Source organism: Metamycoplasma hyosynoviae (genome assembly GCF_004365165.1).
Taxonomy (GTDB): Bacteria; Bacillota_I; Bacilli_A; order Mycoplasmatales; family Metamycoplasmataceae; genus Metamycoplasma; species Metamycoplasma hyosynoviae.
The window spans coordinates 124,945-141,089 of the sequence record NZ_SOCH01000003.1 but is presented as its reverse complement, the minus strand read 5'-3'; the positions used below and the strand labels follow the sequence as shown (position 1 = coordinate 141,089).

Annotated in this window: 10 protein-coding genes and 3 tRNA genes; 9 read left to right on the top strand and 4 right to left on the bottom strand. The window is 27.1% G+C overall.

Annotated elements, in window-relative coordinates; translation table 4 throughout:
* Window positions 1-206: 206 nt before the first annotated feature.
* On the bottom strand, window positions 207-2,792 hold the full coding sequence (locus JN03_RS09160) for an AAA family ATPase (protein WP_134076593.1): 2,586 nt from the start codon (window positions 2,790-2,792) through the stop codon (window positions 207-209).
* 95 nt (window positions 2,793-2,887) lie between these two features.
* On the opposite strand from JN03_RS09160, the gene JN03_RS09155 reads away from it, so the two are divergent.
* The 4 genes from JN03_RS09155 (at window position 2,888) to JN03_RS01780 (ending at window position 7,048) form a co-directional block, all read left to right on the top strand.
* Window positions 2,888-3,868: a gamma-glutamylcyclotransferase family protein gene (locus JN03_RS09155; protein ID WP_134076592.1), complete on the top strand. Its 981-nt coding sequence runs from the start codon at window positions 2,888-2,890 to the stop codon at window positions 3,866-3,868.
* A gap of 5 nt (window positions 3,869-3,873) precedes the next feature.
* On the top strand, window positions 3,874-5,556 hold the full coding sequence (locus tag JN03_RS09150; protein ID WP_134076591.1) for a GIY-YIG nuclease family protein: 1,683 nt from the start codon (window positions 3,874-3,876) through the stop codon (window positions 5,554-5,556).
* Between the two features lie 43 nt (window positions 5,557-5,599).
* On the top strand, window positions 5,600-6,895 hold the full coding sequence (locus tag JN03_RS09145; protein WP_036443138.1) for a hypothetical protein: 1,296 nt from the start codon (window positions 5,600-5,602) through the stop codon (window positions 6,893-6,895).
* Between the two features lie 77 nt (window positions 6,896-6,972).
* Window positions 6,973-7,048: transfer RNA gene (locus tag JN03_RS01780), tRNA-Arg, on the top strand.
* A 152-nt stretch (window positions 7,049-7,200) separates the two neighbouring features.
* Here JN03_RS01780 and JN03_RS01775 read toward each other — a convergent pair.
* Together JN03_RS01775 and JN03_RS01770 are read right to left on the bottom strand one after the other, a co-directional pair.
* Window positions 7,201-7,274: transfer RNA gene (locus JN03_RS01775), tRNA-Gly, on the bottom strand.
* A gap of 2 nt (window positions 7,275-7,276) precedes the next feature.
* Window positions 7,277-7,350, bottom strand: a tRNA-Gly gene (locus JN03_RS01770).
* A 117-nt stretch (window positions 7,351-7,467) separates the two neighbouring features.
* On the opposite strand from JN03_RS01770, the gene eno reads away from it, so the two are divergent.
* From eno to secA, 4 genes are all read left to right on the top strand, one after another.
* Window positions 7,468-8,838, top strand: coding sequence for a phosphopyruvate hydratase (gene eno / locus JN03_RS01765; protein WP_134076590.1), 1,371 nt, complete (start codon window positions 7,468-7,470; stop codon window positions 8,836-8,838).
* A gap of 92 nt (window positions 8,839-8,930) precedes the next feature.
* Window positions 8,931-9,629 (top strand): hypothetical protein, encoded by a 699-nt coding sequence (locus tag JN03_RS01760; protein WP_134076589.1) that lies wholly within the window; start codon window positions 8,931-8,933, stop codon window positions 9,627-9,629.
* Between the two features lie 145 nt (window positions 9,630-9,774).
* Complete coding sequence (gene tig / locus JN03_RS01755; protein WP_134076588.1) at window positions 9,775-11,214, top strand: trigger factor; 1,440 nt, start codon at window positions 9,775-9,777, stop codon at window positions 11,212-11,214.
* A gap of 98 nt (window positions 11,215-11,312) precedes the next feature.
* Window positions 11,313-13,874, top strand: a complete 2,562-nt coding sequence (secA, locus tag JN03_RS09140) for a preprotein translocase subunit SecA (RefSeq protein WP_422385923.1) — start codon at window positions 11,313-11,315, stop codon at window positions 13,872-13,874.
* A gap of 275 nt (window positions 13,875-14,149) precedes the next feature.
* Here the strand turns inward: secA and JN03_RS01745 are convergent, their stop codons facing one another.
* Window positions 14,150-14,392, bottom strand: a complete 243-nt coding sequence (locus JN03_RS01745; protein WP_036444828.1) for a hypothetical protein — start codon at window positions 14,390-14,392, stop codon at window positions 14,150-14,152.
* 424 nt (window positions 14,393-14,816) lie between these two features.
* On the opposite strand from JN03_RS01745, the gene JN03_RS09135 reads away from it, so the two are divergent.
* Window positions 14,817-16,130 (top strand): ATP-binding protein, encoded by a 1,314-nt coding sequence (locus JN03_RS09135; RefSeq protein WP_134076586.1) that lies wholly within the window; start codon window positions 14,817-14,819, stop codon window positions 16,128-16,130.
* The last annotated feature ends 15 nt before the right edge of the window (window positions 16,131-16,145 follow it).

Here is a 16,145-nt window from a genome sequence, read left to right as displayed (position 1 = left end):
GGTTACTCTCTCTCTCTCTCTCTCTCTCTCTCTCTCTCTCTCTCTCTCTCTCTCGTCTTAGTTTGTTTATTGTATAACTTTTTCATTTCTATCTTTCCTTATAATATCATTGACCTAATTTTGATTATTTTAATTAATTGTTAAATTTAAAGTGTAAAAACACGAATGTGTTTTGAGTTGTTATTTATAAATTGCGATAGTAAAGATTAATCATAATCTTCAGTTTGGTCAGAAATTTTTTCAATTTCTTCATTGGTTTTTTGCATTGATGAGATTTTGAAACGATTTCATCATCTATCAAAGTTTTCGCGCAATAAACTCAATGTTGCATAATCAAGTTCATTAAAAGCAAGCACATCACGACGGATTTTTACAACATCATTAAATAAATAAGGTAAAACTTTATCACGTACTGCTATTTTGATTGTTTCTTCATCTGATGATTCATCAATTAAATTATGTAAATATCAATATCCTAAAAGTCTATCTTCTGGTACTTTTACTCTAATTAAAATATTGTTAATATTTTCACGGAATGTATTTCAAATCTTGTTGATATTTTTTGGAATGCTATTGTAGTCTTTATATAGAAGCGTTCATCTTCTTTTAAAAGCAGGATCTATAGGACGTGATGACACAGCTCCATTCATAGTAGCTCAAATGTATAAATTAGCAGGTAATTTAATTTCTCATTCTTGTTCGCCAACTTGATTTATTAAAGCTTCGTGGGTATTTAATGCTTTATCAAGAGGATCGATTTTTTCTTCATCAAATAAATAACGTGAAAGTTCATAAGAAATAGAAACTGCATAAGAACTATTTCCGTGTTCATTTCTATCTAATAGTTGGAAAAATTCTCCAAAAACGTTAGATGAATCTGCACGGTTAATTTCTTCAATTACACAAACATAGTTTATATCAGGATTTTTATAAGCACTAGCTAGCATTTTAGTAAATTCACCTGGAATAAATTTAACTGTGTTTTTGCCTTGAACATTAGCTACTGGTTTATAAGACCCTATAAAATTAGAATAAGAAGTTCCGATGTGGAATGTTAGTCTTTTGTGTTCAAGTGCTATTTCTGAACTATTTTTATATTTATTAATAACTTCTTCGATGAAATAAGATTTTCCTGTTCCAGGTGCACCAAAAATTAATCATTGTTTAGGTTCTGGAAGCAAGTTTTCAGTATAACTTTCGAAATTGTAGTATTGAGAGTAAAGTTCATACATATTAATCATTAAACGAGGCAGACTAGTGATAATAATTCTTTCATTATCATTAATCATTTCTTTATTTTTTAGTTGAGCGTAGTGAACTAAGTTCAATACAATACATTTTTTAAGTTCTTCTAAATCAATTGAATTATTAAACACTATTTTTTGAAAATCAATGTTGTTTCCATAAACATTATTTGTAGTAAATATTGAGTTAAATTCTCTTCTAATAAAATATTGAGTGTAATAATTAATATTAAAACTTTCAATTGGTGAAAATAATGTTTCTTGGAAAATTCTATTAATTATATTAATAGCACCAACTTCACATCCTTTTCCTTCAGGGGTTTTAAATCAGTTGATATGTTCAATGATTTTACTAATTTCACTTGTTGAAATATTAGGGGGAGTCATTTTATTATCATCAAAATAAGTAATTCAGTTAATTTGATTTGCTAAATATAATAAATCATTGAAATTATGGATATAGTAATTAATTTTGTCAAGTTCAAAAAGTTTTTTTAGCCCAATTTTTTTATAAATAGCAATTTGGAATGTCAGAACCAATTTTCTTATTAAAAGAAGTGTGTTTTTATCAAGAGCATATTGAAACTCGCTACTGCTATGGTTAATTCAAGAAAATTTTTCTCATAATGAGATTATGAATAAAACTTTTTTCTTAGTTTCATCATCGAAAGAAGTAATGTTATCAGCAAAAATCTTGTCGCTTGAAGTTTTCAAAAACAATCTTAATTGTTTTAATCCTTTTTGTACACTTGATTGTTTTAAAGTAGAAAGAAGATCAACATTTTGAACGAAGTTATATTTAACTTTTAATTTATTAATTTCTTGTTTTATTAAAGAAGTGATTTGAGGAACATGATAGTAAGAATCTAAAACTTTTTGTTCATAATTTTGAACTTGAACTTGTGGTTTTTGTTTAATTTCAGGTTTTTTAGTTTCAATTCTCTCGAATTTTTCTGTTTGATAAGCGCTTTCGTCTTCTACTTCTTGCTTAGTTTCTTTTACTTCTTCTTGTTTATTATTGCTAAATCATCTTGCGTGTACATTTTCTCTAAATTGACGCAAGAAATTATCTTGTTCTATTTCTTTTGTTGATTTTACTACTTCTTGTGGTTTTTGAATTTCAGGAGTTTGAACTTCTTGAACTATTTCTTCTTTTTGATGAATTTCTTGCTTAGTTTCAACTTTTTCTTCTTGTACTGATGGTTTTTCTTGAACTTCAGATCTAGTTTCTATTTCTTGTTTTTGCGCTTCGTGTTCAGGCTGTACTTTAGGGCTATTATAAATTTGAAATATAGGACGAGAAGAAGTTTCTTCTACTTCTTGTTCCTTGGTTTCTTGTTTTACTTCAGATTTTTTATGATACTTGCCAACAATACTATCTATTTTTCTAGCACCTTCAATATCAAATTTAGCAGTTTCAATAATGTCAATGATTTCTTTTGTTTTTTCATCAACTTCATTGTCATTAGCGAAAATAATTTCAAACTCTTTTGTTTCTTGGTCTAAAAGATAGCTGCTTTCATTAATATTTTTTTTATCTTCTGACATAAAAGTTTCCTTTTTAATATAATTACTACTAGTTATAAATTATACTTTTAATTATTAAATAATTGTATTTTACTCAAAATGACTGAAGAGGTGTTATGTTAAACAATAATGGTAGTGGTGATGGTAAAAGTTTAAAACGTGAAACTAAAATCATTGATGGTAATTATGTAAATGTATTTATTTACCAAGCTTATAAAGAAGATTTATATAGTAAATTATTAAAATACGAAGAAAAACATCCAGCTAGATTAAATGGATTTAAAAAAATGCAAGATGAAGCCGGTTTTGTATTGATTAAAAAAGATCCACTTGCTTATGCAGATGGATATGTTTTTAAAATAAGCCTGCAAGAATTAATCAAATTAGACCGTTGATTTATTTTCCCTGTTCACGTTCGTTTTAACGCAAATATAATCACACTAGATAATAACACTTTTATAGATGACGCTGAAATTTATACTAAATTAGAGTTGGGTGCAGCCAAACCTAATGATGATGAAAACGCTAAAAGTCCAACAGATATTGAGCCTAATGTAGAAATGTTTTTGAAATTCGAAGAAGTAGCAATCAAAGATCCGCTTTATGATTTCATCTTTTTATATGAAATTTCAGATGAAGAATTTGAAGAAATTAACAAAATTCCATATCCTTTTTTAATGATAGTAATCAAATCTGAACAAAATAAAGAAAGCTATATCACTCTTGCTGCAAGTATGATAGCTATAAAATCAATGGACAAAAAGCAAAGCTTTGCAGCTGTTACAATTTTTGGTCGGAATGATTTTATGAACGCAATTGATTATTCAAGACTATTTAATAACACTCACCCTAGTGGTAAATGCAGCATTGAAATGAATTTAACTTTCTTGGATAATAAACTTCTACCAAAATTTTTAAAAGATAAAAAACCTGATTATTTCCTATCAATTAAAAAAGATGATAAAGACTTTGACAAATTAGGAATTAAAGATAATTCTTTCGAACAAAGAGTAGCAGATTTTCCTGCTGATCCTTTTGATCGCTTCAATATCTTACTAACTCAATTTTTTGAAGCTAAGAAAAACAAATTGCTATAAGCCAAATGATTGATAAAACAATAATAAATAATATTTCAGAAGAACCTGGTGTTTATCTATGAAAAGATAGTGAAGGTAATGTTTTATATGTTGGCAAAGCCAAAAATCTAAAAAAAAGACTTTCTCAATATTTCAACAAAAATATGTTGAATTCTTATAAAACACCTAAACTTATGGAACATGCTAGTTCTGTTGAAACTTTAATATGTAATTCCGATCGAGAAGCTTTTATTCAAGAACGTAAGCTTATTTTAAAATATCGTCCTTTTTATAATGTTATTATCCCACCAAAACTAACTTTTCCTTTTATAAGGATAAAACTTATAAAAAATGGTATTGAAATAAAAAGAGTTGATTATTATTCTAAAGAAAATAACACGATTTTTTTCGGACCTCTTCCAAACAATCGCAACATAAGTTCCCTTATAAAATACCTAGAACATATTTTAATTTCTAAAAATGGTGAATATATTAAATCAACAAATGCAGAATTCTGACAAAATCAATTTGATTATGCAAAACAAATTATTAAAAAACCACATAATTTATTTGTTTTATTACAGCAAAAAATAGAAGATGCCAAAAAAAATCTTGATTTTGAACTAGCTAAGTTTTACAAAGATGTATATGAAACTTTTTCATACAATCAAGCAATGCAAAAAACTTTCATTCAAACCAAAAAAAACATTAATGTTATTGGTTGATACAAACACAATAATTACCTACTATTATCAGTTATTTTTTATAATGATGGTATTTGATTTTTACAAAAAGATTTTACTTATCAAATACTTTCATCTCCTGAAAATACTATCAATGAATTTTTAAATTCATTTTATGCAAAATTTGAACTTCCTGAAATGATTTTGCTTGATAAAGCTTGTAAGGATTTTGAATATGATTTAGCTGAAAATATTGTATTTTCAGAAACTAAAAGTCTAGAAGATTTTATTGAAATAGCTAATAAGAATGCTGAAAATAACTATCGCGAAAAGATAAATAAATACATTTCTACCAATAATTTATTAAAAGTTCAAGACAAATTAAGTAAATTATTAAATGTAGATTGTTCTTGTATTGCTATATTCGATAACTCGTTTTTTGTAAATAGCGAAACTGTTGTGGGAATGGTTTGTGTTTTTGAAAATGGAGAACACAATCAAAAACTAAACAGACATTTTTATCATAAAGTAAATTACAATCGTAATGCTGATGTTGAATATATGTTTTGAACTATCAAAAAATATTTAATGAAATTTTCTGATGTGCCTAGTGTTTTATTTATAGATGGTAGTAAAATGCAAATTGATGCAGCTGTGGAAGCTAGAAATTTATTGGGTTTAAACATTCCGATATTTGGTCTTAGTAAAAATGAACGCCACCAAACTGAAAAAATGCTTGATGAAAAAGGCGAAGAAATTAGTTTTGAAGATATTGAAATATTTAACTTTTTATCTGATTGTCAATATATAGTTGATAAATATGCTAAGTACTATTACAACAAACAAGAAATTAAAAATGAACGCTACAATTTTCTTTTAGATATTGAAGGCGTAGGTTTAAAAACTCTAGAAAAACTTATCAAAAACTTTCAAACTTATGAAAACATAAAAAGTGCAACATATGAAGAACTTTGTAAAGTAGTAAACAAAAATATCGCACTAAATTTAACAAAAGCAAAAAAATAATTTAGAATTTATCTATATTTGCGACATCATCAAGTGAGAATAAATGACTAATTTTCTAAATAAATTTGTAAATAATTGAGAATGATATACAACCAAAAGTTGATTGGTAATTATTCCAATTGCACTTTTTTGTTTAACAGTTTTATTTTGCTGAATTACTGGACTTAAACGTGGAGTTTGAGGTGGATTGATGTTTTCATTATTTGCCTGAGGAGGATTTGCACTTTCTATATTTATAGCTCCTTTAATAAGTGCAAAAATTACCCAAAGAGTTGCTAATCTTATAGATTTTAAAAAATATGTTAATGAAAATGATGCCAAAGAAATCCTAGCTGGTCTTATAAATGGACTTATTATCTTACTTTTAACATTAGCAGTTGTGTTAGTTGGTGAAATCTTTTATCTAATATTTAGAAAAAAAATCACCAAACCAATTAGAAAAATTAAAGCTTATAATGAAACTATTGGTGAAAATGGAACTAAAAAATCAACTGCAAAACTTCGTTTTGGTGGAATGATGCTAGCAACAGCTGGCGCAGTTCCGATGGCAGTACTTATGGCCAATCCAGCGGGAATAGTTATGAAAAATAATAAACTTATGAATGTAAATGATTTAATTTTACGTAAAATAAGTTTCAATAAAGCAGTTGGAATGCAACAATATGTGCCTGGATTAATTTCTCTTTCTACAATTGGAGTTGATTATATTAAACATAAAGATGATAAATCAAATAGTTTAATTGGAAATATGGAAAAATATTTCCAACAATTCTATGAACAAAAAAATTTCAGAATCAAAGACGTTCCTAAAGTTGATTTTGATATCTGAGATGGGAATATTACAATAGATGCAGCTATAGCTTTTTATTTCTCATTAAAAAAAGTAGATGATGATTCTTTTAAAGATGAAAAATATGAAGAAGAAATTATTGATAAATTCTTCAATGGCGATATCAATAAGATCTTAGATGGATTTTTTGCTAATGATGAATGCTACAAAATGCTTGATCTAATTATCAAAAAAATTACAACTGATATTGATGGTAAGATGCCTGAAAAAGACAAGTATATAAAAAACATCCAACAAATGCTTAATAAAAACCCAGGTATTAAATTCAGCTCAGATACTACTAACATTAAAGTATTTTCAAAAAAATGACAAAGAATTGAAATTAAAGAAAAATACTATGATAGAGTTAAAAAAGCAATTTTAAAAATTGCTGGTCTTGATGAAGTTGAATACACAGAAGATCCAACAAAACTTCAAACAAATGCTAAAAGCTTAGTTCGTTTCGTTGTTGAAAGACAATTAAATGCACTACTTGTGAAAATAAAATAATATAAGTTTGCAGCCTAATCCACATTTTTTAAAAAATATAAATAACTAATAAAATGTGCTAAAATTTATCAATGTGTGGTCGCGTAGCTCAGGGGATAGAGCACATGCCTTCTAAGCCTGTTGTCGCAGGTTCGATTCCTGCCGCGATCGCCATTTTTTTATTTTCTTTTTTAATAATTAATTAGATTCATATATATTTTTGGACTTAGCATCAAAAAAAAGCAATGAAAAAAGCATAAAACCCAGTTACCGGACTGGGTTTTATTTGGTTGTTTTATAAAAGTTACTACCTTCCATAAAACAAATGGTGCGGATGAAGGGAATCGAACCCTCGTATTCAGATTGGCAACCTGATGTTCTACCATTGAACTACATCCGCAATGGTGCAAGTGAAGGGAATCGAACCCTCGTATTTAGCTTGGAAGGCTAATGTTCTACCATTAAACTACACTCGCAAATAAGCAAAATACATTATATACTATTTTTCTTTTTTGTTTGTTTTTCTATTATAATAATTTATACAAAATAATTTATTTTTGATGTTTTACGTTAATAATTACCAAGGAGAATTAATGTCAAAAATTGTTAAGATTAATGCTTACGAAGTTTTAGACAGTAGAGGAAATCCGACTGTTAAAATTGAATTAACCACTGAAAAAGCTTATGCTGAAGCATTAGTACCTTCAGGAGCTTCAACAGGATCAAAAGAAGCTCTTGAATTGCGTGATAAAGGTACCAAATATGAAAAGAACTGATTTGGCGGAAAAGGTGTTCAAACTGCTGTTGATAATGTAAATAACATTATTGCTAAAAAACTAATTGGAAAATGTTCATTACAACAAGCAGAAATAGACAAATTAATGATTGAATTAGATGGAACTCCTACAAAATCAAAACTTGGAGCTAATGCCATTTTAGGAGTTTCACTTGCAGTAGCAAAAGCTGCAGCAATTGAAAAAGAACTTCCTTTATACGAATATTTAGCTTCGCTAGATTCAAGAAAAGCCTACAAACTTCCAGTTCCAATGTTAAATGTTATTAATGGTGGAGAGCATGCATCAAACACCATTGACTTCCAAGAATTTATGATTATGCCACTTGGTGCTAAAACTTTTAAAGAAGCTCTTCAAGTTGCAAACTTTGTTTTCCACACACTTGCTAAACTTCTAAAAAAAGCAGGACATGGTACACAAGTTGGAGATGAAGGTGGATTTGCACCAAACTTACATACTCATGAAGAAGCATTAGAATTTTTGGTTAGTGCAATTAAAGAAGCGGGTTTTATGCCAGCTACATCAGGTGATAAAGCTGTTGCAATAGCATTGGATGCAGCTTCATCTGAATTATATTGCCAAAAATCAGGTAAATACATTTTTAAAAAATTTAAAAATGCTATTGAAACCAATGTACCAGGTTTTGAAAAATACAAAGCTATGAAATATGAATTCACTTCAGATGAATTTGTTGAATACTATGGACATTTAATTAACCAATTCCCTATTATTTCAATTGAAGACTCACATAATGAAAATGATTGACAAGGATTTGCTAATATGGTGAAAAAATTTGGCGATAAAGTTCAACTTGTAGGAGATGATTTAATTGTTACAAATCCTCATTACATCAAAGAAGCTATTCAAAAACATGCAATTAATGCTTCATTAATTAAAATTAATCAAATTGGAACAGTAAGTGAAACTATTGATGCTATTAAATTAACGCAAAATGCTAATATGATTCCTGTTGTATCACACCGTTCAGGAGAAACCGAAGACACTTTCATTGCTGATTTAGCTGTTGCATTTAACACCGGTGAAATTAAAACCGGATCACTTTCAAGAACTGATAGAATTGCTAAATACAATCGTTTATTAAAAATAGAAGCTGAATTAGGTAAAAATGCTAAATACGAAGGTAGAAAAGCATTTACAAACTTAAAATAATAATTAATTTATGCCAGTTAAAAACTGGCATTTTTTAATATAATAATTTATATTACAGAAACTTACATCCACTACATTGAAAGAAGTTATATATGCCACAAGATTTTTCTGAACTAATTTATTTAATTGAAAAAACTAAAGATGAAGATTATTTAAAAGCTATTGCTTTAATTGAAGAAGGATTTAAAAACTTTTTTACTAAAGAAGAGCATGACGTTTTAAATTCTTATCGTGATTTTATACTAGCTAAAATCAAGTTAAATAATCTTCAAACCAAAACTAACTTACCCACTCTTGATTTAATAAATATTATTAAATCAAAAAAAATGGACCATTTATTTTTTGTGTGCTATAACATTTTAAAAACTCGTGAAGATGTAAAAGATTATGCTTCTGAATTTCAATTTTTTTTCAACTACAAAAACTTTGATGATTCAATGTTTTCTCCTTTAATTTATGATCTTTTAGTAGAACATCAAATTGATTATGACTATAAAGTTGAACAAAAAACTATAAATCCTAAAAAACTTGGTTCAGTTTTAAAAAATAAAGATATTGCTAAACTTGAAGAAGAGTTAAAAGAAGAATATGGGAAAGATATTGCTAAATTCAAAATAGTTAATCAACTTTTTTCAATCTATATTTTTAAAAACTGAAGCAAAATCTTATTTAATGAAACCAAAAATGACTATATAACCATCAAAAATGTAGCTGAAGTATTACTTGGAAACAAAGATAAATCATCTCTTACAACAGATGAAGAAAAAGAATTTTATAAAATGTTTTTATAACATTTCTTAGTTTCAAAAATTTTACTTACCAGCTTATTAAATTTTCAAAAAATGCTAGTTTTAAACTTTTCCATTATTTGGAAATTTTTAGCATATTTTATTATAATTTTTAAAGTTTTAATTTAACTTAATTAAAGGAGAGAAAATGCCTAAAACTCTTGATAAAAATACTTCAACAATGACTATCACCTACAGTGTTGAAGGCGATATATGATATCAATTCGTGGAAAGAGCAAGGAAAGCTTTAAGATTAAACACCGTAGTGCCTGGGTTTAGAAAAGGTCATGCTCCAGCTGCTAAAGCAGATGCTTATATTTCACCAACAAAATTATTTGAAAAAGCTACTAGCTATTACGAAGAAGTTGTAGATAAATACATCTACCCTCAAATAGTTCAAGAAGATGAAATTTATAATGACAAACCTTACAGCATTAGAATGAAAGAAAACCCTAAAGGTGAAGGATACATTCTTGAATGCGATTTTATGACATTTCCAGAAATAAAACTAGGAGATTATCACAAAAAACCTATTAAAATTTTAGATTTCAAACCAACTACTGAAGATATTGAAACTGAAAAAGCAAAACTATTGAATAAATATATAGTAATGGTTGAAAGTGATCAACCTATTAAAAAAGGTGATGAAGTTAACTTTGATTTTAAAGGATACATTGATGGTAAAGCTTTTGAAGGTGGAGAAGCTACTGGATATGATCTAAAAATTGGTTCTAAACAATTTATAGCTGGTTTTGAAGACCAAATGATTGGTCTTAAAAAAGGTCAAGAAAAAACTATTGATGTTACATTTCCAGAAGATTATGCTAAAAACTATGCTGGCAAAAAAGCTAAGTTTGATTTAAAAATCAATTTTGTTAAAACCATCTCACTTCCTGAACTAAATGATGCTTTTTTCAAAAATGCAAATCTTTACTATGCTAAAAACATTAAAGAGTTCGAAGAAAAAGCTAAATATGATGCACTAGCTTTAAAACTTAATTTAATGAAAAAAGATTTTGCTGAAAAAATCCAAAAAACTATAGCTAAAGTAGCAAAAATGAACTTAAATCCAGAAATGATTGAACGTGAAATTGCTAGAAGCTATGATTCATTCTTGAAAAATTTAGCTGATAAAAAAATAAGTGAAATTGAATATTATGAAATTACTAATTCTTCAAAAGAAGAAGTAAAAGAAACTTTAAAAGAAAATGCAATTCTAGGACTAAAAGGTTCATTTGGGTTTGGTCAAATTGTTAAAGAACAAAAAATTGCTACAACTGAAAAAGAATATGAAAAGCATATCAATGAACTAGCCACTTCATTTGGTGTATCTGCACAAGTTATAAAAAGTTATCTTTCATTTGATAGATATGAAATGGAAAAAACCACCGATAAAGTTATTGATTTTCTATTAAAACAAAATGGTGAAGAAGTATATGCCGAAATTTCTAAACTAGAAAAAGAAGTAGAAGCATTTAATAAAAAAATAACTGATAGAGCTAATAAAGCAACCAAAATCGAAAAAGAAAAACTAGAAGCTAAAGCAAAAGAATCTAAAGAAACAAAAACTCCCGCAACCGAAAAATAGTACTTAAAATGGTTAATACTAAAAACACACAACAATTGGACAATAAAAAAATAGTTGATCTTAAAAAGAAAAAGAAATTTTCTTTTAAATCAACTGAAATGCGGATTGCTGAAGCTACTTTAAAAAAGATTAATAAACTTGAAGAAAAAATCATCAAACTAACCGATAGTGAACTAAAAGAAAAAACTGGTGAATTTAGACAAAGACTTAATATGGGCGAAACTTCTGATGACATTCGTCCAGAAGTTTTTGCTGTTGCTCGTGAAGCGACTAAAAGAATTTTAGGCAAACGCCCATTCGATGTTCAAATGATTGGTGGGGTTATACTTGACCAAGGTTCAGTTGCTGAAATGAAAACTGGTGAAGGTAAAACCATTACTTCTATTGCTCCTATTTATTTGAATGCATTAACTGGAAATAGTGTTATTGTTTCAACTGTTAATGAATACCTTGCTAAACGGGATGCTGAAGAAATGGGGCAAGTATTCAAGTTTTTAGGACTAACTGTTGGAATTAACTTGGCTCAACTAGAAAATGACCAAAAAAGAGCAGCTTATGCCTGCGACATCGTTTATTCTGTTCACTCTGAACTTGGTTTTGACTACCTAAGAGATAATATGGTAATGTCAAAAGAAGAAAAAGTTCAACGTGGACTTGATTTTATCTTATTAGATGAAGTTGATTCAATTTTAATCGATGAAGCTAAAACTCCTTTAATTATTTCAGGTGGAGATGAAGGCACTACACCTATTTATAATATTGCTGATTTATTTGTTCGTACATTATCAAAAGATGATTACACTATTGATGAAGAAACAAAATCTGTTTATTTAACCAATGAAGGTATTCAAAAAGCTAATAAATATTTCAACTTTGAAAACCTATATGACATTCAAAACTCTGAACTAGTTCATAGAATTCAAAACGCTCTTAGAGCGCATAAGGTAATGAAGTTGGACGTTGAATACATTGTTTTAGATGATAAAATCGAGCTAGTTGATTCATTTACCGGAAGAATTATGGAGGGACGTGCTTATTCAGAAGGGTTGCAACAAGCAATTCAAGCTAAAGAACGTGTTGAAATAGAAGCTGAAACTAAAACACTTGCTACAATAACTTACCAAAACTTCTTCCGTTTATTCAAAAAAATTTGTGGTATGACCGGTACTGCTAAAACTGAAGAAAATGAATTTATTGAAATTTATAATATGCGTGTCAATGTAGTTGACACTAATAAACCTATGGTTAGGTTTGATGATGAAGATGAAATTTATGTTACAATGAATGCTAAATGAAAAGCTGTAACTAAAGAAGTCAAAAGAGTATATGAAAAAGGTCAGCCTATTCTAATTGGAACAGCACAAGTTGAAGATAGTGAAGTATTACACGAAATGCTTTTAGAAGAAAGAATACCACATGCTGTTCTTAATGCTAAACAAGATGCTAGTGAAGCTGAAATTATTTCAAAAGCTGGTCAAGTTAAAGCTGTTACAATAGCAACTAATATGGCAGGTCGTGGAACTGACATTAAACCCTCAAAAGAAGCACTTGAATTAGGCGGATTATATGTTTTGGGAACTGAAAAAGCAGAATCACGGAGAGTTGATAACCAACTAAAAGGACGTTCTGGTAGACAAGGGGATATTGGATATTCTAAATTCTTTTTATCGCTAGATGACCAATTAATCCTACGTTTTTCAGTTCAAGATAAATGAAAAGAAATCTTTTCAGTTTATGGAAACGATCCTATTGAAGGTAAGCAAATTAAATCCGCTTTTTTAAGAGCACAAAAGAAAATTGAAGGTTTTAACTTTGATAATCGTAAAAGTGTTTTAAACTTCGATGATGTTATTCGTCAACAAAGAGATTTAATTTATGAACAAAGAGATTTAATTTTAAATCGAGATGATTTAGGTACTATCATCAAAAAAATGATTTCAGTTTCAACCATTCAACTTGTTGAAAACCCTTATTTCATCAATAAAAATAACACTTTAGAATTAAATTCTTTCACTAAGTATTTAAATGAAAATTATATGAACTTATGTGATTATAAATTTTCTGAAACAGAACTTAAAAAATTTGATAAAGATGATTTAATTGAATTCATTATGAAAGTTTTAAATGATGAATATGACAAATTAAGACAAAATATCCTAGAAAAATATGGTGTTATTGAACTAACCAATAGTGAACGTGAAATCATTTTATCAGTATTTGATGGTGCTTGACAAGATCATATCAACGTAATGGATAAACTTCGTAGATCAGCACACTTAGTGCAATATTCACAAAAAAACCCTTACCAAGTTTATACCAATATGGGTTCGAAGAAATTTAAAGAATTAACTAATAGAATTGCACTTGAATGTATTGTTAATTTAATGAATAATTACTATGCTGTTAAATCTTCAAACGCTTCAATTGACCTTCCTTTTATATTTGATAATAATGAAGCTAATGTAGATGATAAAGAAAAACAAAAAGTAGTAGACTTTTTAAATATTTTACTTGATAGCGAACGTCAAAAGCTTTACCGTTTAGGTAAAGGATCTGATGAAATTGAAAAAATTATTCTTACCAAAAAAGCAGAACTTGAACGTGAGCTAAGAGTTAAATTCGAGAAAGCTAAAGAAGAATTAGAAAATTCTAAAAATTAATTATTTGTTTCTTATAAGTAAAAAAACAATCTAATTCTTAATGATAAAGTTAGGTTGTTTTTTTGTTATTTAAAATTATAGAAAACATAAAAATGCACTTATATAAAGCACTTTTTTTGCTTATCTTTATTTTTGGTGGGCATTTTTTTTTTTTTTTGTTTTCACAATAAAATTCCACCAGTTTAACTATATATATTCCTGCGTTTCGGGGTTAATTAATAAAAAAAATCATTTTATCCTTATTTATAGGAAAAAAAGGAAAATGATTTTTTAAATTACATACTAATTTTTGAAATAATTTTCTCAAAAATCTTGTAGTTTTCGTAATTAATTAAATTCGAGTCATTTGTATGATATTTTCTTTTCATCTCATTATCTCTATAATATGAAATGGTTACTGTAGCTGATTCAATAGCATCAATAAAATTTTTGTTGGTTATCTTATCTAATAAACCATAATCTTCTTCAAGTTTTTTATTATTATAAAATATAACACCTAAACAATAAGAGGCCAGCAATTCTTTAAACAAAGCAAATCAAAATCACTGCTGGCTTTTTATAAGTATTTGTTTTATTTTATGAAAACTTTAATTTATATTAGTTCATTTAAATCATTTTTTTAAGTTTATAAATACAATTTTCATATAACCTTTATCTTCTATTTATATAATAAATAGAAAGATAAAGAATTGATAATTTAAATAGTATTTAAAATTCAAAAACATTATATTAAAACTTACTCATAGAAATTAAAGTTTTCATAAAGTTTTATTCTATTATAGAATAAATTGTAATGATGAAATTTTTTAGAGATAATATTTTTTATTTTCCCAAAAAAAGTAGAATTCTACTAAAAAAGAGAATTTATTAGCAAAAGGAAAATTTTTTTTAATATAATTTAATCGCAAAAAAAGTAGAATTCTACTAAAAAAGAGAATATACATGATAGAAAGAAAGTTGTATTTATCTAAATTAATAGCTTTAAAAAATAACGGTTTTCCAAAGGTAATCACCGGAATAAGAAGATGTGGAAAATCTTATCTTTTAAAAGAAATATACAAAAATTATTTAATTGAAAATGGTGTTTCTGAAAGAAATATCATAATCGTTGAACTTGACGATTTAAGAAATATTAAATATCGTAACCCTATTGAATTAGATAAATATATCAGAGAAAAATGTGATAAAAGTTGCGTAAATTATATATTTATTGATGAAATTCAACTTGTTGATCCAATTGTTAACCCCATATACACTAAAGGCGAATATATAATTGCAAAAAAAGATAATAAGAACATTATTTCATTTGTTGAAGTAGTTTTAGGACTCTCAAGAGAAAAATATATTGATTTATATGTTACTGGTTCTAATTCAAAAATGTTATCATCTGATATCATCACAGAATTTAGAGATAAAGCAATTAATATTACCTTGGGTCCTTTATCATTTGAAGAATTTTGCAATTTCAAAAAAAATTCTTCTTCAGATACTGTTTTTGAATATATGCAATATGGTGGAATGCCATTAGCAGTACTAAAAAATACAAATGAAAAAAAAGAATATTTAAAAAACTTATTTGAAACAACATATTTCAAAGATATATTAGAGCATAATAATCTTACAAAAACAGAATTATTAGATTCACTTTGCAATATTATTAGCGAATGAACAGGCAATCTATTTAATTCAGAAAAAATTGTTAACACTTATAAAAGCATTACAAAAGAAAAAATTGATAAAGACACTGTAAAAAAATACATTGATTTTTTTATTGATTCTTTTATTCTAAAAGAAGCTAGCAGATATGATATTAAAGGCAAAAGAGAAATAGGAGCACTTAGAAAATATTATTTTGTTGATAATGGGTTAAGAAATGCGAGACTTAATTTCGCATATGAAAATGAAGGTCAAATGCTTGAAAATCTAATTTACAATGAATTAATATATAATGGCTATACAGTTAATATAGGTGCTTTTGGAAAAAAAGAAAAAAATGAAGCAGGTAAAAGCATTAGTAAAATTTATGAAATTGATTTTATTGCAACAAAATGCCCTAAAAAATATTACATTCAAGTAAGTAATGATATTTCAAACCCGGAAATAAAAGCAAGAGAATTAAAACCATTTCTAGCTCATAAAGATCATATTCAAAAAATATTAGTAATTAATAAAACACTTGAAGAAACAACAGACAATAATGGTTTTACCATTATTGGGGTTAGTGATTTTCTCTTAAAATTCATTAAATGAAATTAAAACTAAAAATAATAT